This window comes from Kushneria phosphatilytica, from assembly GCF_008247605.1.
GTDB lineage: Bacteria > Pseudomonadota > Gammaproteobacteria > Pseudomonadales > Halomonadaceae > Kushneria > Kushneria phosphatilytica.
Genome location: NZ_CP043420.1, coordinates 1,915,312 through 1,937,876 on the forward strand (window position 1 = coordinate 1,915,312; position 22,565 = coordinate 1,937,876).

The following is a 22,565-nucleotide window of genomic DNA, read 5'->3' on the forward strand; positions in this document are numbered from 1 at the left end:
GGCAATACACTCGGCGTCGGGATCATCATCTCGCTTTTCCTTCAGGCATGAGTCGCTGGCTCATCGCCAGCGGTCGAATCAAGTTCGGGAGGTACCGCAATATCCTGCGGCGTATTCGGAGCCGGCCCACCTTCGCTTTGAAAGCGGCGCAGCTGATAAACCCAGGCCAGCACTTCAGCCACGGCGGTATACAAGGGCCCGGGGATCTCACGCTCGAGATCGGCGTGACGGTACAGCGCCCTGGCCAGTGGGGGAGCCTCCAACAGGGGAACATGGTGTTCCCGCCCCACTTCACGGATCCGGGCAGCCACGGCATCGGCGCCCTTGGCCACGACCCGCGGCGCTCCCATTTCCTCTTCACGGTAGGCCAGTGCCACGGCAAAGTGGGTCGGGTTGGTAACGATCACGTCCGCCTGCGGTACTTCGCTCATCATTCGGCGGCGAGCCATGGCCTGCTGCTGCTGACGAATTCGCCCTTTCACCTGGGGATCGCCCTCGGACTCCTTGTGCTCCTGACGGATATCCTCGCGGCTCATGCGCAGCTTCTTGTGGTGACTCCATATCTGATAAGGCACATCCAGCAGAATTACGCCGATGAAGGCGAGCATGATCAATGCACAGCAGGTGGCCGCCATGGTCAGCGAGGAGCGCATCGCCGCCAGTATGCTCTGACCTGCCAGCGCCACCAGCTGCTCCTGATGAAAATAGAGATACATCGCTGCCACTACGCCGATCAGAATCGACTTGGCAATGGTTTTGGCCAATTCGGCCAACGCCTGCGAGGAGAAGATACGCTTGAGACCGGAGACCGGATTAAGCTTGTTGGGGTCGGGCTTCAACGATTTGGTTGAAAACAGCCATCCGCCCAGCAACATTGGCGAAACAAAGGCAATGACGGCCAGTACACCCAACAAAGGCGCCAATGCCAGCAGTGCATGTACACCCAGATTGAAGCTATCAATCAACATCCGCGAGTCATCGAAAAGCTCATCGTGAGCGAAGCTCATGCTGCCGCGCATGACATCGGCCAGCATGCTGCCCATCCAGCCGGCCATCAGCCACAGGGTGCCAATGCCGACACTGATCAATGCAAAGGTTGTCAACTCGCGCGAACGCGCGACCTGCCCCTCTTCGCGCGCCTTTTCCAGACGGCGGGGTGTCGGTTGTTCCGTTTTTTCCTGATCGCTGTCGTTCGCCATGACCGAACCGAGATAACCACCGGGAGTTTCCGGAAGGCTATTGTGGTCGGCAAGCGCTCATGACGATTACGCGAAAAGCCCAGCGTTTGCCGGGCTTTTCATTCGATACAATGAAGACTGTCGCTCAGAAGCCGAGGCTGTCCAGCAGATCATCCACCTGGGACTGATCACTGACGACATCATCCCCCTTCTCGGCCGCCACCTGCGGACCATTGAGCAGCGATGAAGGTCCGGTCGCTTCTGCCTTCTGAGTGCGATTACGCTCCCGGTGTTCTTCGGGGATATTATCGATCAGCACCTGCACAAGCTGACGCTCGATTTCCCGAATGACATCCATCATCTTCTTGATGACCTGGCCGGTCAGATCCTGGAAATCCTGTGCCATCATGATTTCCAGCAACTGGGCGTTGGTCGCCCGGGTCTGATCCGGCACCCATGCCAGATAGGCACGAGTATCCGCTACCAGTTCACGTGCATCACCCAACTCGATGGGCTGTTCGAACCAGCTATCCCAGCGTTCGGCAAGACCGTTGGCCTGAGCCTCGATCTTGTCCTGCAACGGCTGTGCGACTTCGGTAGCCGATAGAGCACGCTCGGCAGCCTGTTCCGTCATGGTGGCAATATAATTGAGACGATCGCGCGCATCCGGAATAGCCTGAGCCGCGCGCTCAACCTCCTGATCCAGCCCCAGTTCACGCATGTTTTCATGCAGCGCACGGGTCAGCTGGCCAATGCGAGCGATCAGTTCGAAGTTTTCAGCTTCGGTTCTCGCTGCGGAGTTCTGACTCGTCATGGTGATTGCTCCCTATTGAGCCGTGATGGCGCAATCGCCATTACTTGTCGAGTTTCTCGAAGATCTTGTTGATCTTCTCTTCCAGCGTTGCAGCCGTGAAGGGTTTGACAACATAGCCGTTGGCACCTGCCTGAGCCGCGGCGATGATATTTTCCTTCTTGGCTTCCGCGGTCACCATCAGTACCGGAAGATGCTTGAGAGCATCGTCAGCCCGAATCTGCTTGAGCATTTCCAGACCATCCAGATTCGGCATGTTCCAGTCGGAGACCACGAACCCGAACCCCCCGGCCTTCAGACGCTCCAGGCCGGCAGCGCCATCCTCGGCCTCTTCCACGTTGTGATAACCCAGCTCCTTGAGCAGGTTGCGTACAATTCGACGCATGGTGGGAAAGTCATCCACCACCAGAATATTGATGTTCTTGTCAGCCATGAGAATCATCCTGTTTTACGGGCGTTGGACGCCCCGTTGAATCACTGATCGCGTCTGCGAGATCAGACACGAAGGCTTTGGCGATGGCTGCTGGCCATGACGGCCATGGCGTGCTCGCACATCGACTGAATGGGTACCACCTCACAGGCAGCCTCCAGGGCAATAGCCTCGCGCGGCATGCCGAACACCACGCAGGTCGCTTCATCCTGAGCCAGGGTATAAGCACCGGCGTCACGCATTGTTTTCAGGCCCTGGGCACCATCCCGCCCCATGCCGGTCAGCAGTACGCCGATGGCATTGCGTCCGGCATGGCGCGCAGCACTCTCGAACAGCACATCGACCGAAGGCCGGTGACGATTGACGGGTGGCCCTTCTTCAAGCTCGATGACATAGTTGGCCCCGCTACGGCCCAGCTTGAGATGACGTTCACCGCCCGGCGCGATATAGGCATGACCAGGTAGCACTCGTTCGCCGTGAACGGCTTCGCGCACACTGATGCGACACAGGGTATTCAGACGCTCGGCAAAGGAGCGAGTAAAACCGGCCGGCATGTGCTGAGTGATCAATACGGCTGGCGCATCCGGTGGCAACGGCATCAGTAATTCACGGATCGCTTCGGTCCCACCGGTCGAAGCACCCACGATCAACAGCTTTTCGCTTGAGGTCATGGGCGCCCGCACTGTGGTCGCAGGCGTCTGAGGCGTTACCGGCTTTTTAAGACGTGCTCTCGCTGCCGCACGGATCTTATCGGCAATCAGCTCGGTATATTCAATCATCCCATCCCGGATACCCAGTTTGGGTTTGCTGACGAAATCGACAGCCCCCAGCTCCAGCGCCCGCATGGTGATCTCCGAACCCCTTTCGGTCAGAGACGAGATCATGACGACCGGCGTAGGCCGCAGGCGCATCAAACGTTCCAGGAAGTCCAGCCCATCCATGCGCGGCATTTCGACATCCAGTGTCAGAACATCCGGGTTATGTTGCTTGATCAGCTCTCGAGCGATCAGCGGGTCCGGAGCCGTTGCCACGACCTCCATATCTGGCTGACTGTTGATAATCTCGCTGATCAGGGCCCGAATCAGTGCCGAGTCATCAATACACAGCACCCGAATCCTGTTGGTCATGTTCTGAACTCCTTAACATCAGGCATGAGCGCCCGGACCTCCTTTGGCAGTTCACGCGATGGCAGCTCGGCAATCAGCCGGCTTTCCTGCTGACGCACACGTTCGGCACCCTCCTGAGCACCGAGCTTGCGCACCAGCATCCGACCACTGGCGGGCAGATAGTGCACGCGCCGCGCCGAAGGCCCTCCCAGATCTCTGGCAAGCAGTGTGATGCCATGCTCGGCCAGTGACTGAACGACATAGTCAGCGTTGGCATCCCCTACACGAGCAGCACTACCCGACATGACTCGTCCCCCACCCGCCACCTTGGCTTCAATACGTTCGCGTCGGGCACCCATTCGCTCCATGGCTTCAATCAGCACCGCCATGGCGTGATTGCCATAACGCAAACCATGACGTGGATCACAGGCCTGAGGCGTCCACGGCAGCATGTAGTGATTCATGCCCGCCACGCCCGCTACCGGATCGCGCAGACAGGCCGAGACGCAGGAGCCCAATACAGTCGACAGCACGCCAATTTTCTCCTGCGGCCCTTTCTGACCCGAGCCCGCTGCCATGACATCAAAGCGGGTTACAAAATACTCGCAAGGCAACAGCTTGATAGCTGCCAGTCCGGTATCACGATCGACATAATGATGGGTCGCTACCGCTTCCGGCATCATCTTCATGACGCCATCCGTCGTCGGGATGATTGTTCATAAACGGTGTGCCCCCTCAGTCGGAAAGCATCCGTCAGGTACGTAAAGTTTTCCGAATGCCCTGCAAACAGCAGACCATCATCCTTGAGCAGCGGCACAAATCGCTCCAACAGCTTTTTCTGAGTCGGCTTGTCGAAATAGATCATGATGTTGCGGCAGAAAATGGCATCGAACTGCCCTTCCAGCCCCCAGCCGGACTCGAGCAGGTTGAGCGGCCTGAACTCCACCATTGCCCTGAGCGCAGCATTGATGCGTGCCATGCCACTGCGCGCTCCGGTGCCGCGCTGAAAATAGCTTTTACGCTGCTGCTCACTGAGACGTTCGATCTGGTTCATCGGATAGATGCCCTGGCGAGCCACTTCGAGCGCTCGGGTATCGATATCGGTGGCAATGATTCTGGCGTTACTGGCACGACTGCCCAGCGCTTCGCTCAGAGTGATCGCCAACGACCAGGGCTCCTCGCCGGTGGAAGCCGCACAGCACCAGATACGAACCGGTTCGGAACGATTGCGAACATGTTCGGCCAGCAACGGGAAGTGATGCGCTTCACGAAAAAATGAGGTCAGATTGGTTGTCAGGGCATTGACGAAGTGCTCCCATTCCGCACCCTTTTCCCCCTGACCTTCCAATGCCTGAAGATATTGTTTGAAGCTCTTGTGTCCCAGTGCCCGTAACCGGCGTGCCAGGCGGCTGTAGACCATCTCGCGCTTATGCATCGCCAGAGCGATGCCCGCACGCTGGTGAATCAGCTGGCGCACCTTCTCGAAGTCCGTATCTGTAAAGGTAAGTTCGCGATGTTCTGCCGCTTCTGCCACTGCCGTATCCTCTTGTTCGCGACACCGTAGTGTTCGCTGGACCTTCTGATCAGAAGGTCTCCCATTCATCATCGGCGACCTTATCGGCAGCCTCATGCGATACATTACGGCTTGTCATACCTTTCGATCGGTTCGGCGTACCCTGCCTTCCCGCATCATCGCGCTTTGCCGTATACATCCCGGAACGTGCCCCTGACTGCCCTTTTGTTCTTTCCGAACTCTCTGTCGAAGAGTGAACTGATCTGGTGATAGCGGACTCGGACGGACGGGCCGAATGACATTCAGATGACGATCCGGTTATCGGCGCGCTGGTCACTTTCTTGATGCGAAAAATCGAAATTGCACCGCGCAGCCCTTCTGCCTGCTGACTCAGGGCATTGGCCGAAGCAGCTGACTGCTCAACCAGAGCAGCGTTCTGCTGGGTCATCTGGTCCATGCGATTGACCGCTTCCGTAACCTGTTCAATCCCGCTGCGCTGCTCCACGGCGGCATGGGAAACTTCTCCCATCAGAGTGCTGACCCGATGAATCGACGTCACGATTTCATCCATGGTGCGGCGCGTCTGTTCTACCAGCGTACTGCCGGCCTCGACGCGTTCGGTGGAGGTTGTGATCAATGACTTGATCTCCTGGGCCGCCTCGGCACTACGGCCAGCCAACGCTCGGACTTCTCCGGCGACCACGGCGAATCCACGCCCCTGTTCACCCGCACGAGCCGCTTCCACCGAGGCATTCAGCGCCAGAATGTTGGTCTGGAAGGCAATGTCATCGATCATGCCGACAATGTCGGTAATACGTGTCGAGGCCTCACTGATTTCTTCCATGGTGCTGACTACCTTGCCGACCTCCTGGCCGCCCCGTTCAGCGATTCCCGAGGCTTCTTCGGCCAGACGCGAAGCATTGCCGGCGCTTTCGGCTCCCTGCGCAACCGTGGAATTCAGCTCTTCCATGCTGCTGGCTGTCTGCTCGAGTGCCGCTGCCTGCTCTTCGGTACGTCGGGAAAGATTGGCGTTACCACTGGCGATATCGGCCGTCGCCGGCGTGACCACATCGACCCCCTGTTTGACATCCTCGACAATACTAATCAGACCGCGACGCATGGCATTCAATGAATTCATCATGCGACCGAACTCATCTCGACGTTTTGTATCAAGTTCTGCTGAAAGATTGCCTGCCGCGATCTGACGCGACAGGTCGAGAGTGGCTTGCAACGGTTGAACGATACTGCGAGTTACCAGCACTCCTCCCACCAGCAGCAACAGAAAGACCCCCGCGGCCAGCCCCAGCATCCCCCAAAGGGCGAGCCGGTAGCGCTCATCAGCCTGCTGCTGGATGGCCATTGCGGTCTGACGGGTTTCCCCTACCAGATCGTTGACCAGTTCGTGGAGCTGCTCGATTCGAGGCTGCGTCTGAGTACGCCATTGCGAAATGGCCGCAAAGTAACTGCCACTTTGCATATCCTCGAGAATGGAAGGGATATCGTTGTTCAAAAACCGGGTCAGCAGCTGATCCATCTGCTGACGACTCTCCGCCCCCTGCTGACTGGCGTGTTCCAGATACGCCTGCCAAAGGGAGCTGACATTTGCACCCGCCCCCTCCAGACTGTTTTTGAGATTGTCCAGATCGGCACGATTGGCCTTGCCTACGGCGGTATTGATGAGATTGCCGTATTTACCCAGTCGCTGGTCGATCGCTTGCAAACGCCCTGTCTGGGCCAGACCACGCTCGGCAATCTGCTGACCTGAGAGATACATGCTATGCAAACCATAGCCGCCGGCCAGGGCAAGTCCTGCCAACCCCAGTGCCGCAATCGCAATCATGATGGCCAGACGACGCCCGACTGTCAGACGCGTCATCCTTTCCAGGCGAGCTTTCAGTGAGTGCGCATGAATCTCACCTCTGACCAGATGAGCCCGAGGCTTCTGCCCGTCACGCAGCCGTGCGTAAACAACTTCTGCCAGGCGCTTGTCCTTCTTGTTCGGTCGCATCCGGACCGAAGCATAGCCCACGACATTGCCTGATTCGGTGATGGGCGTTACCGTCGCGTGAACCCAGTAGTGATCACCATTCTTGCGTCGATTCTTGACCAGGCCGGTCCAGGCTCGACCACTGCGAATCGTTTTCCAGAAATCGGCAAAGGCTTCAGGAGGCATGTCCGGATGACGCACCATGTTGTGGGGTGATCCCATCAACTCTTCCCAGTCAAAACCACTGACTGCGACGAAATCCGGATTGGCAAACACAATGTTACCTTTCAGATCCGTCTGTGAGATCAGATACTGGTGCTCATCAAGTTCATATTCCCGTTGAGTCACGGGTAGATTCTGTCGCATGGCTTTTTCCGAATTCCGGCTTCGCAGAGAGGCACCTTTTCGATGCTTCAGGTTTACCCTACGGTCCCCGGTAACAGGGGCCCCATACCGCTTTAACGACAAAATGCGCCTGACACTTGAAGCGCCAAAACCGATGCAGGCGTAGTGCACATAAAAAAACGCCGGCCCATAAGGCCGGCGTCAGCATGACTTTCAGAGCACGGATGAGGCTGTCTCAGACCACCTCGTCTACCAGTGCCATTTCTTCGCTGGTCATCAGCTTTTCAATATCCACCAGGATCAGCATGCGTTCATCAACACTGCCCAATCCGGTCAGATACTGGGTCGAGAGTGATGCGCCAAACTCCGGTGCCGGCTTGATCTGCTCGCTCGACAGAGTCAAAACGTCAGATACCCCATCAACCACAATACCGACCACGCGATTACCAATATTGAGTACGATAACCACTGTCTGGCCGGTATACTCGGCACTCCCGATGTCGAAACGCAGCCGCAGATCAACGATCGGTACGATCACGCCACGCAGATTGGTAACACCCTTGATGAATTCGGGTGCATTGGCGATTCGGGTTACCCCTTCATAACCACGAATTTCCTGCACCTTCAGGATGTCGATCCCGTATTCTTCGTCGCCCAGTCGAAAGACCAGAAATTCATGACCTTCATTGTCGACCTTCTGCAGGTCGCGTGCAGCGGCGTCCATCATGCCGTTTCTCCCCTGTTGACTTTGGCCTGCTGGCGCGCTTTCTCACGATCGCGCGTGGTCCTCGACAGAGCCGGAATATCCAGAATCAGGGCAACGCTGCCGTCACCCAGTATGGTGGCCGCGGAGACTCCGTTGACCTTGCGGTAGTTGGTCTCCAGATTCTTGACCACGACCTGGTGCTGACCGATCAACTGATCGACCAACAAGCCAAAATGACGCCCTTCGCTCTGAACGATAATCACGATGCCTCGTGTTACATCCTGCTCGGCGTCCGGTATATCAAACACCCGATGCAATTCGACCAGTGGAAGATACTCGCCCCGGACAAAAAGCAACCGCTCGCTACCGGTGACAGTATTGATATGGTCTTCACTGACCTGCATCGATTCCATGATGGCGCTCAGCGGGAGGATATAGATCTCTTCGCCGACACGTACCGACATGCCATCCAGAATGGCCAGGGTCAGCGGCAATACGATTCGGATACTGGTGCCCTGCCCCGGATTGGAGAGAATATCGACATGTCCTCCCATCTGCTGAATGTTGCGCTTGACCACATCCATGCCTACGCCACGACCGGAAACATCCGTGACCTGATCGGCCGTCGAAAAGCCCGGGGCGAAGATCAGCTGCCAGACATCGTCATCACTCATGCTCTCCGAGACCGACAGGCCATTCTGGGCTGCCTTGGCGAGAATGCGTTCGCGATTCAGTCCGGCACCATCATCACTGATCTCGATCAGAATATTACCGCCCTGGTGCTGAGCAGCCAGCGTCAGCTTGCCTGCTTTCGGTTTGCCCGCTGCCACCCGTTTCTCGGGAGATTCAATACCGTGATCGAGACTGTTACGCACCAGGTGCGTCAGCGGATCAATGATGCGTTCGATCAGGCTCTTGTCGAGCTCTGTCGACTTGCCCACTGTCTCGAGCTCGACTTCCTTGCCCAGCTTGGCCGCCAGGTCGCGTACCAGTCGCGGGAAACGGCTGAACACATAATCCATCGGCATCATGCGTACTGACATGACGGATTCCTGCAGATCCCGCGCATTGCGTTGCAGCTGATTCATGCCGCTCATCAGTTTGCCATGCACGACCGGATCCAGCTCGCTGGCCCCCTGCTCAAGCATTGACTGGGTAATGACCAGCTCACCAACCAGGTTGATGATCTGATCGATCTTCTCGATGGAAACACGCAGCGAACTCGACTCACTGGCGCCGGCACGTGGCGCAGGGCGGGGCTTTTCGGCACTCTTGCCTCCCGCTTCACCACTCCCCGTCGCTTTCGCCGGCTGAGTTTCCGCTGACACCGCGGCTTTCTGTTCGGAAGCCGCCGGTTCATCCGCTTTGGTTTCGTTCTCTTCAGGCGCAGCTATCGCCTGGAAAGGCTGAATGTCGATCTGATCATCGTTGAGCACGAACCCCAGTACGGCGCGCACATCATCGGCGCTGTTCTGGGTCGCCAGACTGATCTTCAGATTGTCACCATCGCGTACCTGCTCGCTGATCTCACCGAACAGTGCCAGCTCTTCGACCAGCGCTTCCGCCGATTCGGCAGGCACACCCTTGAGGATCAGGCGCAAGCCCCCGGCATCATGTGACGCATCCTGCGAGGAAGGTGAAGGATCGGATGAAAGGGTGCTTTCACTTTCCGCAGACGCTGCAGCAGCAGCCTGCTCACTACCCTCTTCAGCCAGGGTCTTGAGTACCTGACAGATTCGATCGAACGCTTCGGCATCCGGCTCGGTCTGTTGACGGTAAGCTTCCAGCTGGTCGCTCAGCATATCCTTGGTTTCCAGAAAGATGTCGATCGTCGCCCGGTCCAGCTGCAGTTCTCCATGCCGAGCCCGATCAAGCAGGTTCTCGAGCAGGTGTGTCGTCTCCTGCAGCACGGTAAAACCAAAGGTACCGGCCCCACCCTTGATGGAGTGTGCTGCACGGAAGATGGCGTGCAGCTGTTCGGTGTCAGGCTCATCCGGATCCAGTGCCAACAGCTGCTGCTCCATTTCTGCCAGCAGTTCCGCGGCCTCCTCGAAGAAAGTCTGATAGAACTCGGTAATATCAATGCTCATGGTCACCTGCCTTTTGCGGCCTCTGCCGATACCAGATACGGACAGTTACCCCATCTTTTGGTGTAATCAGGGCGTTGCCGGCTTGCTGGAAATCTCTTCAGCCGATACCGGTTTGACACCCAGCATATCCCCCAGAGTCGAGGGTGGATCACTGGCGTTAATCCGAGCCGGGGTCCCCGGCGTACTATTTTCCTGCTCAAGCTGCTGCTGGGCCTGTTTATTCAGTACCAGGATACTGATACGCCGGTTGATCGGCGCATCAGGCCGAGGATCAAGATTCATGGTGTCAGCCATACCAATCACCCGCAGCAGCTTGTCACTGTCCAGCCCCCCTGCTACCAGTGCGCGTCGCGAGGCGTTGGCGCGATCACTGGAGAGCTCCCAGTTGCTATATCCGGTTTCACCCGAGGCGTAAGGCAGATCATCTGTATGGCCTGCCAGCGTAATCCCATTGGGTAACTCATTAAGCAGCGGCGCAATATGCTCCAGAGCATCACGCATATACGGCTGAATTCTGGCGCTGCCCAGCTCGAACATGGGGCGCTTCTGACTGTCGATGATCTGAATACGCAGCCCTTCCGGGGTCAGATCCAGCTTGAGTTGTGAGCGCAATGCACGCAGCGCCGGATCTTCACGAATCAGATTTTCCAGTCGGGTCTTCAGACGGCGCAGAGCGCGGTCAGGCTGATAGTTACTCGGTTGTAAAACCGTTTTGGCCACCTCCCCGTCCGAGTGAATGACATCATCTCCTCCACCCGGAATGGCACTATCGCTTGCCGTGTTCCTGTCTCCACCGGTCAACGCTACCTTGAGCGGGGTTCGAAAATATTCACTGACATGTTCAAGCTCACTTTTACTGGTACCGGAAAGTAGCCACATCACCAGAAAGAAGGCCATCATGGCCGTCATGAAGTCTGCGTAGGCAATTTTCCAGCTGCCATGGGATCCATGCTCTTCGGCTTTCTTGCGACGAATAACGATGGGGCGTCGATGCTGACTCATGGCGTTTACCTGCCACCCGTCGGCTGAGAGCGCACGGAGCGGACATGCTCTTCCAGTTCAGTAAAGCTCGGTCGCTCGCTGGAAAACAGCGCCTTGCGGCCAAATTCGACTGAAATCGGCGGCGCGTAACCGTTAAGATTGGCCAGCAGCGTCACCTTGATGCATTGCAGCATCTTTTCCACTTCTGCCACCTGGTGCTTGATACGAGAAGCCAGTGGCGTGACGAACCCATAAGCCAGCAGAATGCCCAGAAAGGTGCCCACCATGGCATTCGCAATCAGAGGTCCCAATTGCTCCGGCGCCAGATCAGGGGCCCCCAGCGCATGAACCACCCCCATGACTGCAGCCACGATACCGAATGCCGGTAGTCCATCGCCTACCGAACTCAGGCTGTGAACCGGAATCTCGGCTTCATGACGGAAGGTTTCGATTTCATGGTCCATGAGCGCTTCAATCTCGAAAGCATCCATGTTGCCGCTGATCATCAGGCGCAGATAATCCGTCAGGAATTCCATCAGCAGCGGGTCAGAGCGCAGCATGGGATATTCTGCAAACAGCGGGCTTTCCTCGGGGTTATCGATATCCCGCTCAAGCGCCATCATGCCTTCCGAACGGCCTTTGGCCAGCAGCTGGTACAAAAGCCCCATCAGGTTCATGAACATGGTCTTGTTATACTTGCCCGCCTGACGAAGGCGCGGAAAAACCCGAATGGTGGCCTTGATGCCCTTGCCATTATTGGAAGCAATAAAAGCACCAATGGCGGCCCCAGCGATAATGATGACTTCGGCCGGCTGTACCAGCACACCGAGATGGCCGCCAACGATGAGGTAGCCACCCAGTACTGAACCGATAACCGCTATATAACCAATAAAGATAAGCACGAGAGTAGCCCCTAGCTGATGCCTTCATGCTCCTATCATCGGCATGCCGGGACGGGGCTTGAGGGTAGAGGTGGTAAAGATTAAGGACGAACAGGGCTGACGGTGGCAGTCAGCGCAGAATTGCCACCGTCAGTTGGAGATGGCGCCGCTCTGAACACGGCGCAGCTTCTCGCGTTCTGCTGCACGGCGTGTCTTGCCGGCCCTTGAGGGAGGTTGGCAGATGCCACAGACAAAATCGTGATCAAGGCTGTGCGCATGGGCCACAAAATGACCACCGCAACGCTGACAGGTGGACAGCTGCATCATGTCACTTTCAAAAAAACGGATCAGAGTCCAGGCGCGGGTCAATCCAAGCACTGGCTCACCTTCTTCCAGCATGGAGACCTGCTCCAGATACAACCGATAGGCCTTTATGATACCGTCCATTCGCTCACAGCCGCCCTGCTCAAGCAGATAACGATAGATATTGTAAAACAGCGACGAGTGAATATTGGGCAGCCAGGTCACGAACCAGTCGGTCGAAAATGGCAACATCCCCTTGGGTGGCGAAGCGCCCCGGATTTCCTTGTAGAGACGGATCAGCCGACCACGGGAAAGCTCGGTCTCCGTTTCCAGCACCTGCAGTCTGGCTCCGAGCTCAATCAACTCGATCGCCAGCTGAATCTGATGCAGCTCACTGACGACACTCTTATCCGCCATGTCGTTTTGTCCCGGCCATGGCGCGAACAGGCAGCGTCTCGTCGTCATGCTCGACCTGCTGACCGGCCAATAGAATGGCAGCATGAGTGCGTTGCAGATCCTGATCGCGGGAAGGACCGGTCAATGTGGAAAGCATGCCAGGATCGGTCAGCGAAAAATGGCAGAGTAGCTGATTGGTATTCGCCAGTTTTGCCAGTTCCGAAATCGGTAGCGCCCCAAGCGCATCCGCCATGTGCTCACTGATTTTCAATCTGAAAATGGCCAGCGATCTATCTTCATTGATCAAACGCTGCACCAACAGTAGATAGGACAGATTAACGTTACGGATATCTTCCAGAAGATTATCGTTACTGGTCATGCCTGCGTTTCCCCATTCGAGTTATATAATGTCCGATTCGGAAATCAGTCGGAGATGCTCTATCTCCTTGCACCGATAGCAGCCTGATGCCTATCCAATCCGTCGCTGACTGTAATCCCGAGCTCGCATTTGAAACCATAGACAACCATTTGGTTACCTTGCGTTACGCAACATATCATGACACTCATACTTTACGCTTACAAAGCTTTTTACGCCTTCCAACGTGAATTTATTTCCAGCCTGGCAGATTTCATCAGATATGAAATGTCATATTGTTCATGCCATTGCGGGATAAAATGAAAGGCGAAATAATTTAAACCAAATAAAATCAAAAGGTTATGCAGAAAAGGAGGCGGGAGTGGACCATAGACTTACGGCCACCTTAATTAGATGTGCTCATGATATGGCTGAAGGAAAGACTGGAAGCAGTTCACCTTAAAGACTGATTTTCCATCAGCCATACCTGCCGATCAGGCCGCCATGGCTTACGCCATAGCGATGAGGGAGTATCAGGAAGGGTCTTTTTTGCTTTCCGTTTTCCGCTCTCTATCTTCCTGATCCATCTCGTACACCCAGGCCAATAGCTCGGCAATGGCCAGATAAAGAGCTGCCGGAATGCGCTCATCCAGATCCAGCGGCATCAGCAGTTGAACCAACTCTCGAGACTGATGGACATACAGACCGTGTGCATTGGCCTGCTCGATGATGCGCTCAGCTGTTAACCCATAACCTTTCGCAACGACTCTTGGCGCTACGTCCTGCTCTGAATAGGCAATGGCAACGGCCGAACGACGCGACTCATCATCTACTGCATTGGGATTGGTATCATCGTCATGCTCGATCACTAATCACTACCTCCTTTTTTGAAGGTAGGACGAGGCACCTGAAAACCGGCTTCCATCAGACGCTGCTGGAGAGCATTACCGCCCTGCTCAAGTTGTTGAGCTGTTTCAGCCGAGAGATCCACGCCTCTGATCTGCAAGCGATCACCCGTGAGCATCAGTCGCAACTCGATCGCTCCCAGTGAAGGCATGGTAAGATGAAGACGTGTCGACCAGGGAGCAGGATTTTCACCGCTGCTTTCCTGCGCGCCTTCCTCGATCTCCCACTCCATTGGAACATCCGGCCAGATGTCGCCATGCCAGCGAAAGACACCGCTGGCCATCAGTTCCAGTTGCTGACGCAGCAATGCCTGCGCATCCTGATGAATGATGGAAGTAACGCTCCCACCGGCAGGAGATGATGACTCCATACGCATGGACGCCACCTCGGCGTCAGCATCGTGCTTCCCTGTCCCTTGCATGGAGAGCATCAAACTACCTTGCGGCTCTCGTTGTAGGCTCTGGCGATCCAGACGCCCCTGTGTCCACCTGGCCAGATGCGCTTCATAGAACAAGCCACTGAGCGCGATTTCACGGCCCAGGGCGTGTGCCAGAAGCCCAACAGTGGGAGGCCGCATCTCAGTAATCAGTGGCGTCCCCCCCTGGACCGGGGGCGAGCTATTGGGGAAGCGAGAAAGTACAGAAGCAATGGTCCGCGCTTCGGGACTGAAATGCTGCCGTGTGGAGACACTGCTGTTCTGATCAGTCACCGGCGAGCGATATGATGTGGCTCGCAGGTCTTCGGTCATCGGTCGATGACGCTGAATTGACGATTGCCCACTGGCAGCCGACTGATGCTCTTCCGGAGTATCTGAAGTCGCATGTCGGGGAGGTGGCGTATAGGTCACCGCTCCCAGTGGCTGCTGCACCGGGCGGGCAGCCACACGATCAAGATCGGCGCGTCGGCCCAGCACCTGATGCAACAGGGTGTCCAGCAAGGGAGAAATGACGCTCACGAATCAATCCTGCCATCACATGCGATCAATGCTGGAATAGGCATTTTCTACTCTCCGACGGCTGCCGGCATCACTCATCAGGGTTCTGAGCTCCTGCTTGCGTTCTTCCAGCAGTTCCTGAATGAGATGGCTGTTGCCAAGCAATTGCTGCAGGATTTCCTTGTACTTCTCATCCGACTCGCCAGTAGCTACATTCGGCGAATCATCGGTTTCCAGCCTGCGAATGTGCTGAATGCACTCTACATAACGACTCTCAAGCGCAATCAGTTCCTCCCAATGCTGGTTGCGTGCGCTTTCCAGCATTTCCTGACTGATTGTCAGGGCTGCTCGATATGCTACCGGAAGGGCACTGCCAAATGAGGTCATATCAGGCACGCACTGTTGGCGAGGAAGATGCCGTGTCGGCACCTTCACCAATGGATTTCCAGGCATCACCGATATCTGCCAAAAGGCGTGATACGCCATCCATACGCTCTACATCACCATGTAGATTGGCCTTTATCAATTGCCGCACCATATAGTCATAGAGCGATGACAGCCGTTCGGCCAGTTCTCCCCCTTTCTCCGGGTCGAGTCCACCCTTGAGACCTTCATCGATGATGCGGATGGCCTTTGAAAGTGCCTGACCGCGTGCAGCAACATCATTTTGGCTCTGCGCCCAGCGCGCCTTGCGTAAAGCCGCCTGAGCACCATCGAAAAGCAGAACGATCAGCTGATGCGGTGATGCACTCATGACACCAGTTTCAACACCTACGGAAGCGTAGGCCTGGGCACCCTGTCGTGTATACATGATTGTATCAATCCTGCCTTAACTGTTGGAGTTACCACCCATCGCCGAAAGTTGCTGGCTGAGGTAATTGCTGGTTGAGTTGAGGCTTGCCATGGCGCTATCCAATTGAGAGAACTGCTTCTTGTAAAGCGCAATGGTAGAGTCAATGCTGTCCTGCATATCGGATCTGCGATCCTTCAGACTATCGATGGTAGTTTGAAGACCATTGGTAGCGCTGGTAATCAGTCCGTTATCATCCAGCATGCGATCCATGGAATCATTCAGAATACCGGCTATTCCTGAATCACCGGACAGCAGCTTGCTGACATCATCCGGACTATCAGCCAGAGCGGCATCAAGCTTGTCATCATCAATTGACAGCTTGCCCGACTTGTCAAAGGAAACGCCCATCTGGGAGAGATACTGATAGCTGCCATCGTTACTGTTCTGGTCGGTTACCAGCCCACGCAAACGATTTTCCAGCGTACGGATGGTAGAATTACCGGTCAGTATCCCACCCTGATTGGTCTCTGATGAATATGAAGTCAGGGAGTCAATCTTGGAAGCCAGGGTATTATAGGCGGAGACGAAATCTTCAACGGCGCCACGCATCGCATCAGTGTCATCAGTCACAGCCACCTTGCTGGAGCCAGTATCATCCAGCGTCAATGTTACGCCCTGGATCGCTTCCTTGACCGTATTGCTCTGACTGGTTATCGACAGGCCATTAACACTCAACTCTGCATTCTGCGCCGAAACGGTTGTTTGAGTGTTGGTGAACAGGTCGTTCAGTGCCGTATCACCGCTCACCGCAAAGTTCATGGCTGAATCGGAACCGGTACTGCTGGAGGACAACACCAGACGATAGGGGCTTGCGCCACCGTCATTGACAATGCTGGCCGTAACGCCGGCATCAGATGAGTTGATGGCATCCCGAATCCCGGCAAGCGTATTATTGCTGTCATCCAGAGTGATGTCAGTGGCTTTTCCGCCGACCGTAATCTTCACGGTCCCGCTGCCAATTGCCTTGTCAGTTTCGGTCTGGCCCTGCGCGACCTGGGTCTCTCCCTGTGCCAGCTGGGTGACCTCGATCTGATAGTTACCGGCTACCGCACTCTTGTCAGCTGAAACACCAAGTGAGCTGTTGCTGCTCTCGGCGGCTCTGGATTTGAACAGATCCGGTGATTGCAACGCGCTGGCGGCATCCTGAAAACCTTCCACCGCACTGCGGATCTGGCCCATGGCAGTGAATTTGGAACTATAGCTACTGATCTGATTGTTGATGGGCGTCAGTCGCTGCTTTTCGCCTGTCGCCAGATCCTGCAACAGACCTGATAGATCCAGCCCGGACCCAACACCGAGCGATGTAATACTCGCCATGCTCCATACTCCCGTTCACATGATCCGGCCAATGATAAAGGCCGCATGACAATACCGTTGTTCCGGTTATCGGCAGGGAACGGGAGTTGTTTATCCCTTTGAAGGTATTTTTATTGCTCAGCAGTTATTCCAGACCGATGAACCCCTGAATATCGTCTGAAACGGCCGCTGCGGCAAAAAACGGATTAAGCAGGCTATCGCGTGTATTATAGAGCAGCCGCGCACCTATCTCTCCATCTTCATTGAGCTCTCGAACGCTCCCGCCAGCTTCTTCCAGAACAAGTTGAGCAGCCGCGGTATCCCATTCGCTTGTTGGCCCCAGACGAGGATAAAAATCAGCACGACCTTCAGCGATCAGACAGAACTTGAGAGAACTGCCAATCCCCTGCCACTCGCTTTCACGCAACCGTTCCACCAGCGCTTCGGTACTGGCCCCCTTGTGTGACCGACTTCCTACCACCCTCAGCTGATCCTGTTGTGAAGCAGGACGACATCTCAGCTGCTGCACCTCCTGACCCTCTACCATGAAAGCACCCTGCCCGGCGCTGCCATACCAGCAGATTCCACTGGCTGGTGCGAGGATTACTCCCATGACAGGTTCATGATCACGGATCAATGCTATATTGACCGTGAATTCCTTGCTGCGACGAATAAACTCCTTGGTACCATCCAGCGGATCCACCAACCAATAGGTCGACCACTGCTTGCGCTGCTCGATCTCCTCAGCTGGAGATTCTTCCGAGAGAATCGGCCATTGAGGCGTTAATTGAGCCAGGGCCTCTCTGATAATTCCATGGGCCGCCAGATCCGCCTCAGTAAGCGGGCTATGGTCCTCTTTCTCTTCCACTTCGAAATCGCGATCATGGATGGCCATGATGGCATTACCCGCCTGTTTGGCGATGTCGATTACTGAATCCAACAGGGTTCTTTCCGTCATTGCCTCTCTTCCTTTCACGTCATTACCGAGTATCCGGAGCCGGTTACAGCCCGCTACGATAGCGGAGATTCAGTCAGCCAAAAACAAAAAACCCCGCGTAAGCGGGGTAGAAAGTCATTATCCAGAACACACTTAGCGCCGGGTCTTCAGCCATGTATAAAAATTGGCCAGCTCAGGGGAAACAAAAAGAAGACGGGTTTTCATGGGCAAATGAAGATGATTGCGACGCACAAAAGGCTTCAACTCCTTGACCCATGCTCGAATCAAAGGTATTGACTTTATAAACCCATAATAGTTATTAGTAATTATTTTGTAATAAAGCAATGTCTGACACGCCACCAAAATCATGAACTCTTTGCAAAATGGGGTAGCGCATTTCTCGGCACCCCTTAGATGCACACAGATATGGCTTCCAATATCACTTATATCACTTTGAGTCGGATTGGTTACTATTCCACCAAAATTGACTCTATAGTACACCAAAGGCTTTTGAGAGGCTGCAACAGCATTTGCTTCAAGATAAACAAAAGGTGTCAAAAAAAGGTCTTCATAACGCTCTCCTCGAGGAAAACGTAGATTTTCGAAAAGAACCGATCGATAAATACGCGACCATATATACCATTTTGAATTAATGGCAATCTCACGCAACTTTCCGGAAGTAATTTCACCCTGAAAATCTCCAAAACTGTTAAAAGTCAACAGCTCCTGAGAAACAGTACCATCGTCAGACTCTCTGTATTCAATGGCATTGAATTCAAGCAAATCATATTTTTCACTGAAAGGTTCGCCAACGAGCTCTGTAACAGTAGAGTAATAATTCTGCGCCCAGAAGTCATCTCCATCCAAAAAGGTTACGTAAGGTGTATCAAGCAAATCCAGAGCCCGATTTCTGGCTTCACTCGGACCAGAATTTTCCTGGTCTACTAATTGAACATACGCCTGCTTTTGTGGAAAAAGTGCAATGGTTGCCTCGATAGTCGACAGAGTTTCATCCCTGGAACCGTCATTGACGATAATCAATCTCACCCTGTCATCAATCTGAGATAGAACAGACCGAATGGCCTGTTCTATGTAATCCTGAACATTATAAGCAGCGACAATAACCGTCAACCAGGGGCGCGAGCCTTTATTTTCCATGTCAAGTAATGCTCATTTAACACTTACAAGACTTTCCAAATATTCTTGCCATTGAACCACAATGACATCAGAAGTAAATTGGGCAACTGAATCACGAGCACTCCTCGAAAATCTGATACGAAGCTCGCTGTCCAGGATCAGCCCCATAAGCTGCTGTGCAAAAGCATTAGTATCCCCTTGGTGAACCAGAAAGCCGGAGCCCCCATCCGATATGATTTCAGCAGGACCTGTATCACAATCAAAGGCAACTATTGGTAAACCATATGACTGTGCTTCAAGCAGAACCATAGGGAATCCTTCGAAACGGGAGGACATGGCCAGAATGGAAGCATGACGGTAATAGTAATCTACATCTTTTGTGGCTGGCAAAAACTCGATAGAATTCTTTACCCCCAATTTATGTGCCTGTTGCTTCAGGTTCTGCTCTTCCTCTCCATCACCTAAAATTCTCAAAATCCAGTTCGCAGTGCCGGCGCTATCTTTATTTTTCATCACTGCCCAGGCTTCAATAAGACGATCAAAACCCTTTTGATAATTCAGTCTACCTACAGCCAGCACTATAAGAGTGTCAGGTTGATAATTAACCTCAGGCATTTCAAATGGTACCGGATTAGGAATAGCAGTAATTGCCCCACGAACACTCGCCCCCTTCTGCCAGTATTCTCGATCTCTTTGCGTTAAGGTTATTATGCCGTGAGTCATTCGTGCAATCAGTCGCCGCCCCAGAAGCTTGTGCGGTTTGTCCAGATCAAGATTGAAGCTGAAGTGCTCCCAATGAATATGCTTGACATTCAGCCCCGCTACAGCCGGCAGTGCAACCTGTCCCAAGAGGTAATCCGTATCAATCAGGATATCCTGAGGATGTTGGCGCAGTAGTCTGCGCAAACGCCAGGAAGCCAGGGGGAACCGCCCTAATCGCCGAAGCATGGCTACCCATTTATTGGTAGAGCGCACCTGGGAGGAAAATAACTGATAAAGAGTTACAGCCTCATGTTTCGGATAGAATGGCTCAAGGCCACCCCAGAGGCTGATAATAGACACATCAAAGCCTCGCTCAACCAACCTGTTGGCTATAACAGACGTGACCCGCTCTATTCCGGAAGGCATTGATATATTACGAACAAGAAAACATATACGCACCGGTAGACCTCGAATCAGGCGGTTTTGAAATTGATAACTATCGTTGTTGCCATACTTGTGGCACCAAAATTCTTATCAGGCTGTTTTTCGGACGGTAACTGCTTGCATGCACAATGACTGCCACTGCTCTACGATTCTCTCCTGATCAAAGCGCAGTGCGTTACGGCTGGCCTCTTCAGACATACTGGCATAGGTTGCTGGCTCATCAACTACTTTACTAATGGCTTCGGCAAAGCCTTTTGTATCGGATACTGGCACAAGATAGCCATCCTGGCCATGAGTGACTATTTCCCGAGGACCGGTCTCGCAATCGAAAGAAACAATAGGCAAGGCAAAAGATTGTGCTTCAATAAGTGACATCGGCAGGCCTTCAAAACGCGAGCTCATCAGCATCAAATCCGCCTCCCTATAGAAGGATTCTATATCCTGACTCTGCCCATTTAGTACACAGCTATCCTGCAGGCCGCTCTCTAATATCATTTTTTCCAGCATGGGGCGGTCTTCCCCTTCCCCGACAATGACTACTTTCCAATCAGGGTGATGTTCTGCAAAAGCCTTCCAGGCGGGTATAAGCAGATCGAATCCCTTTTGTGCAGTCAACCGTCCTACAGCCAACGCCTTTTTATTATCCGGTTGATGACGAGCAGCAGAGATATTTGAAAAGGGAGTAGGATTGGGAATCTGAACAAATTTTTTCATATCGGAAAAATTTTCCAGATCCCGCTCTGTGAGAAAAACCACTTTATCGTAGCTTTTGAATGCAACCCTTTTCATTTTTTGAATTGTCGAGGAATGACTGGTAAAAGCTACATGCTCACAGGCAATGTGGCATGTGTCTTTCATGTATTTCTTGTTAAAGGCAACAAATGGAGCTGCAAATACGCTTAGCCTTCCCATTGTGAGATACAGAACGACATCAGGCTGATCTTTTCTCAAAATCGAGAAAGCCTTGTTAAGAACTTTCAGGTAGCCTAACTGACCTGATGGAACCGATTGACCAAGAGCTCTGATCTCAACATCGCTGAACGAATAAACAGGTGTTGATGAATCGTCCAGCAATCCTAGAATAGTAACGCGATTACGCTTGGCAAGTAGTGGCAATATTATGCTACAGACTCTTTCTATCCCTCCGCCTGTACATATATTATCTATTACCACATAAATATCAAGAGAGCATTCATTATCACTCATCCGGCTTTTTCCTTGCACTCTTTTTGCTGAACAAGAGTCTGGTATAAAGTATAGTACTTATCTGCCATTATCTGCCCGGTATATTTTTCCCTGTAAAGCCTTTTGGCATTTGCCCCCAGCTCATACCTTTCGGAAAAAGCACCTGAAATTGCGCTCCTAAGAGAGCTTATATTATCCAGCTCAAAGAAACAGCCGGATTCCGGGTTCAATATTTCTCTAAAGCTCGGAATATCCGAACATACACACGGCACTCCAAACGCCAACCCTTCTATCAAAGCCAGACCAAAACCTTCATCTCGGCTTGCCATGGCATATACGTCATAATATGGCAAGAAATTGACAGCATTCTTTCTGAACCCTGTAAATAGGCAACGATCAGCCACATCAAGCTCTTTTGCAAGCTGTTCCAAATTCTCACGATAAGGCCCATCTCCTACAACCACCAGAGCGTAATCAGGCATATCCTGTAGCGCCCGGATTATCTGGTCGAGACCTTTCCTTTTTATGACATGAGAATTTGAACCAATTAACTTATAGCTTCCCTTTAATTTTTCAATCCTTGTTCTGTCTTCTTCTTTCAATGGTTTGTTAGAAAGACTAAAGTCCATTCCATTACCTATAACATTCAGGCTTTCCTGCTTAAACCATTTCTTGTAATAACGCTTTGAGTCATTAGTCAGCACAACCAGTGCGTCAAGCTGGTTCCAGGCCCGGATCCATAACGGCGAAATAACCTTGGAGGCCTTTGCACCATATATATTGTGCATCTCTTCATATACATAATTGTGAATGGTACTGATATGGACTGTTTTTCTATGTAAAAGGGCAGAGAGTGCAGCGATGCCATCGGGACGCAAACCATGAGAATGTACTACGTCGTAATTTTTTAGCTCTGAGAAATTTTTGACCGTTAATTTTCTAGCATCCAATAAGTTATCAAAACCTTCCAGGTCTTTACAGTAATAAACCTGAGACTCTACCGAATGAGGTAAGTGCAAAATATTTTCAGACATTACTTTGCATGGCCCACCCAGCTTAAGGTTCGTAATAATATGGGCAACCTTCATC

Annotated in this window: 22 protein-coding genes and 1 pseudogene; all 23 read right to left on the reverse strand. The window is 53.4% G+C overall.

Annotated features, from left to right (window positions below; genetic code table 11):
• Window positions 1-41: 41 nt before the first annotated feature.
• Complete coding sequence (gene flhB, locus FY550_RS08785; protein WP_070977568.1) at window positions 42-1,199, reverse strand: flagellar biosynthesis protein FlhB; 1,158 nt, start codon at window positions 1,197-1,199, stop codon at window positions 42-44.
• 124 nt (window positions 1,200-1,323) lie between these two features.
• Window positions 1,324-1,992: a protein phosphatase CheZ gene (gene cheZ / locus FY550_RS08790; protein ID WP_070977569.1), complete on the reverse strand. Its 669-nt coding sequence runs from the start codon at window positions 1,990-1,992 to the stop codon at window positions 1,324-1,326.
• 40 nt (window positions 1,993-2,032) lie between these two features.
• A complete protein-coding gene (cheY, locus tag FY550_RS08795; RefSeq protein WP_070977570.1) occupies window positions 2,033-2,422 on the reverse strand; it encodes a chemotaxis response regulator CheY in 390 nt (129 codons plus the stop codon).
• 62 nt (window positions 2,423-2,484) lie between these two features.
• On the reverse strand, window positions 2,485-3,546 hold the full coding sequence (locus FY550_RS08800) for a protein-glutamate methylesterase/protein-glutamine glutaminase (RefSeq protein ID WP_070977571.1): 1,062 nt from the start codon (window positions 3,544-3,546) through the stop codon (window positions 2,485-2,487).
• Window positions 3,543-4,214 carry a chemotaxis protein CheD gene (locus FY550_RS08805; protein ID WP_070977572.1) on the reverse strand — a complete coding sequence of 224 codons (672 nt, stop codon included), beginning with the start codon at window positions 4,212-4,214 and terminating at the stop codon, window positions 3,543-3,545. Before FY550_RS08805 ends, FY550_RS08800 begins: the two co-directional genes overlap by 4 nt.
• Window positions 4,211-5,059: a CheR family methyltransferase gene (locus tag FY550_RS08810; protein WP_070977573.1), complete on the reverse strand. Its 849-nt coding sequence runs from the start codon at window positions 5,057-5,059 to the stop codon at window positions 4,211-4,213. The genes FY550_RS08805 and FY550_RS08810 overlap by 4 nt, the downstream gene beginning before the upstream one ends.
• A gap of 481 nt (window positions 5,060-5,540) precedes the next feature.
• Window positions 5,541-7,391: pseudogene (locus FY550_RS08815) on the reverse strand (methyl-accepting chemotaxis protein); the annotation flags it as partial.
• Between the two features lie 214 nt (window positions 7,392-7,605).
• Entirely contained in the window at window positions 7,606-8,094 is a 489-nt protein-coding gene (gene cheW, locus FY550_RS08820) for a chemotaxis protein CheW (RefSeq protein WP_139148671.1), read from the reverse strand.
• A complete protein-coding gene (gene cheA / locus FY550_RS08825) occupies window positions 8,094-10,160 on the reverse strand; it encodes a chemotaxis protein CheA (protein ID WP_070977899.1) in 2,067 nt (688 codons plus the stop codon). Before cheA ends, cheW begins: the two co-directional genes overlap by 1 nt.
• A 72-nt stretch (window positions 10,161-10,232) precedes the next feature.
• Entirely contained in the window at window positions 10,233-11,168 is a 936-nt protein-coding gene (gene motB, locus FY550_RS08830; protein WP_070977577.1) for a flagellar motor protein MotB, read from the reverse strand.
• Between the two features lie 5 nt (window positions 11,169-11,173).
• Window positions 11,174-12,049 carry a flagellar motor stator protein MotA gene (gene motA / locus FY550_RS08835; protein ID WP_070977578.1) on the reverse strand — a complete coding sequence of 292 codons (876 nt, stop codon included), beginning with the start codon at window positions 12,047-12,049 and terminating at the stop codon, window positions 11,174-11,176.
• A 129-nt stretch (window positions 12,050-12,178) separates the two neighbouring features.
• Window positions 12,179-12,748, reverse strand: coding sequence for a flagellar transcriptional regulator FlhC (flhC, locus tag FY550_RS08840; RefSeq protein WP_070977579.1), 570 nt, complete (start codon window positions 12,746-12,748; stop codon window positions 12,179-12,181).
• Complete coding sequence (gene flhD / locus FY550_RS08845) at window positions 12,738-13,106, reverse strand: flagellar transcriptional regulator FlhD (RefSeq protein WP_070977580.1); 369 nt, start codon at window positions 13,104-13,106, stop codon at window positions 12,738-12,740. Before flhD ends, flhC begins: the two co-directional genes overlap by 11 nt.
• A gap of 509 nt (window positions 13,107-13,615) precedes the next feature.
• Entirely contained in the window at window positions 13,616-13,951 is a 336-nt protein-coding gene (locus FY550_RS08850; RefSeq protein ID WP_233350184.1) for an EscU/YscU/HrcU family type III secretion system export apparatus switch protein, read from the reverse strand.
• Window positions 13,951-14,943 carry a flagellar hook-length control protein FliK gene (gene fliK / locus FY550_RS08855; RefSeq protein WP_070977581.1) on the reverse strand — a complete coding sequence of 331 codons (993 nt, stop codon included), beginning with the start codon at window positions 14,941-14,943 and terminating at the stop codon, window positions 13,951-13,953. The genes FY550_RS08850 and fliK overlap by 1 nt, the downstream gene beginning before the upstream one ends.
• A 15-nt stretch (window positions 14,944-14,958) precedes the next feature.
• Window positions 14,959-15,309 (reverse strand): flagellar protein FliT, encoded by a 351-nt coding sequence (gene fliT / locus FY550_RS08860; protein ID WP_070977582.1) that lies wholly within the window; start codon window positions 15,307-15,309, stop codon window positions 14,959-14,961.
• Window position 15,310: 1 nt separating this feature from the next.
• Window positions 15,311-15,733, reverse strand: coding sequence for a flagellar export chaperone FliS (gene fliS, locus FY550_RS08865; RefSeq protein ID WP_070977583.1), 423 nt, complete (start codon window positions 15,731-15,733; stop codon window positions 15,311-15,313).
• Between the two features lie 18 nt (window positions 15,734-15,751).
• Window positions 15,752-17,092 (reverse strand): flagellar filament capping protein FliD, encoded by a 1,341-nt coding sequence (fliD, locus tag FY550_RS08870; RefSeq protein WP_070977584.1) that lies wholly within the window; start codon window positions 17,090-17,092, stop codon window positions 15,752-15,754.
• Window positions 17,093-17,216: 124 nt separating this feature from the next.
• On the reverse strand, window positions 17,217-18,029 hold the full coding sequence (gene cysQ, locus FY550_RS08875; protein ID WP_070977585.1) for a 3'(2'),5'-bisphosphate nucleotidase CysQ: 813 nt from the start codon (window positions 18,027-18,029) through the stop codon (window positions 17,217-17,219).
• A gap of 132 nt (window positions 18,030-18,161) precedes the next feature.
• On the reverse strand, window positions 18,162-19,166 hold the full coding sequence (locus FY550_RS08880) for a glycosyltransferase family 2 protein (RefSeq protein ID WP_070977586.1): 1,005 nt from the start codon (window positions 19,164-19,166) through the stop codon (window positions 18,162-18,164).
• 12 nt (window positions 19,167-19,178) lie between these two features.
• Entirely contained in the window at window positions 19,179-20,273 is a 1,095-nt protein-coding gene (locus FY550_RS08885) for a glycosyltransferase family 4 protein (RefSeq protein WP_149054486.1), read from the reverse strand.
• Window positions 20,274-20,381: 108 nt separating this feature from the next.
• Window positions 20,382-21,497: a glycosyltransferase family 4 protein gene (locus tag FY550_RS08890; RefSeq protein ID WP_070977587.1), complete on the reverse strand. Its 1,116-nt coding sequence runs from the start codon at window positions 21,495-21,497 to the stop codon at window positions 20,382-20,384.
• Window positions 21,494-22,564 carry a glycosyltransferase gene (locus tag FY550_RS08895; RefSeq protein ID WP_070977588.1) on the reverse strand — a complete coding sequence of 357 codons (1,071 nt, stop codon included), beginning with the start codon at window positions 22,562-22,564 and terminating at the stop codon, window positions 21,494-21,496. Before FY550_RS08895 ends, FY550_RS08890 begins: the two co-directional genes overlap by 4 nt.
• Between the last annotated feature and the right edge of the window lies 1 nt (window position 22,565).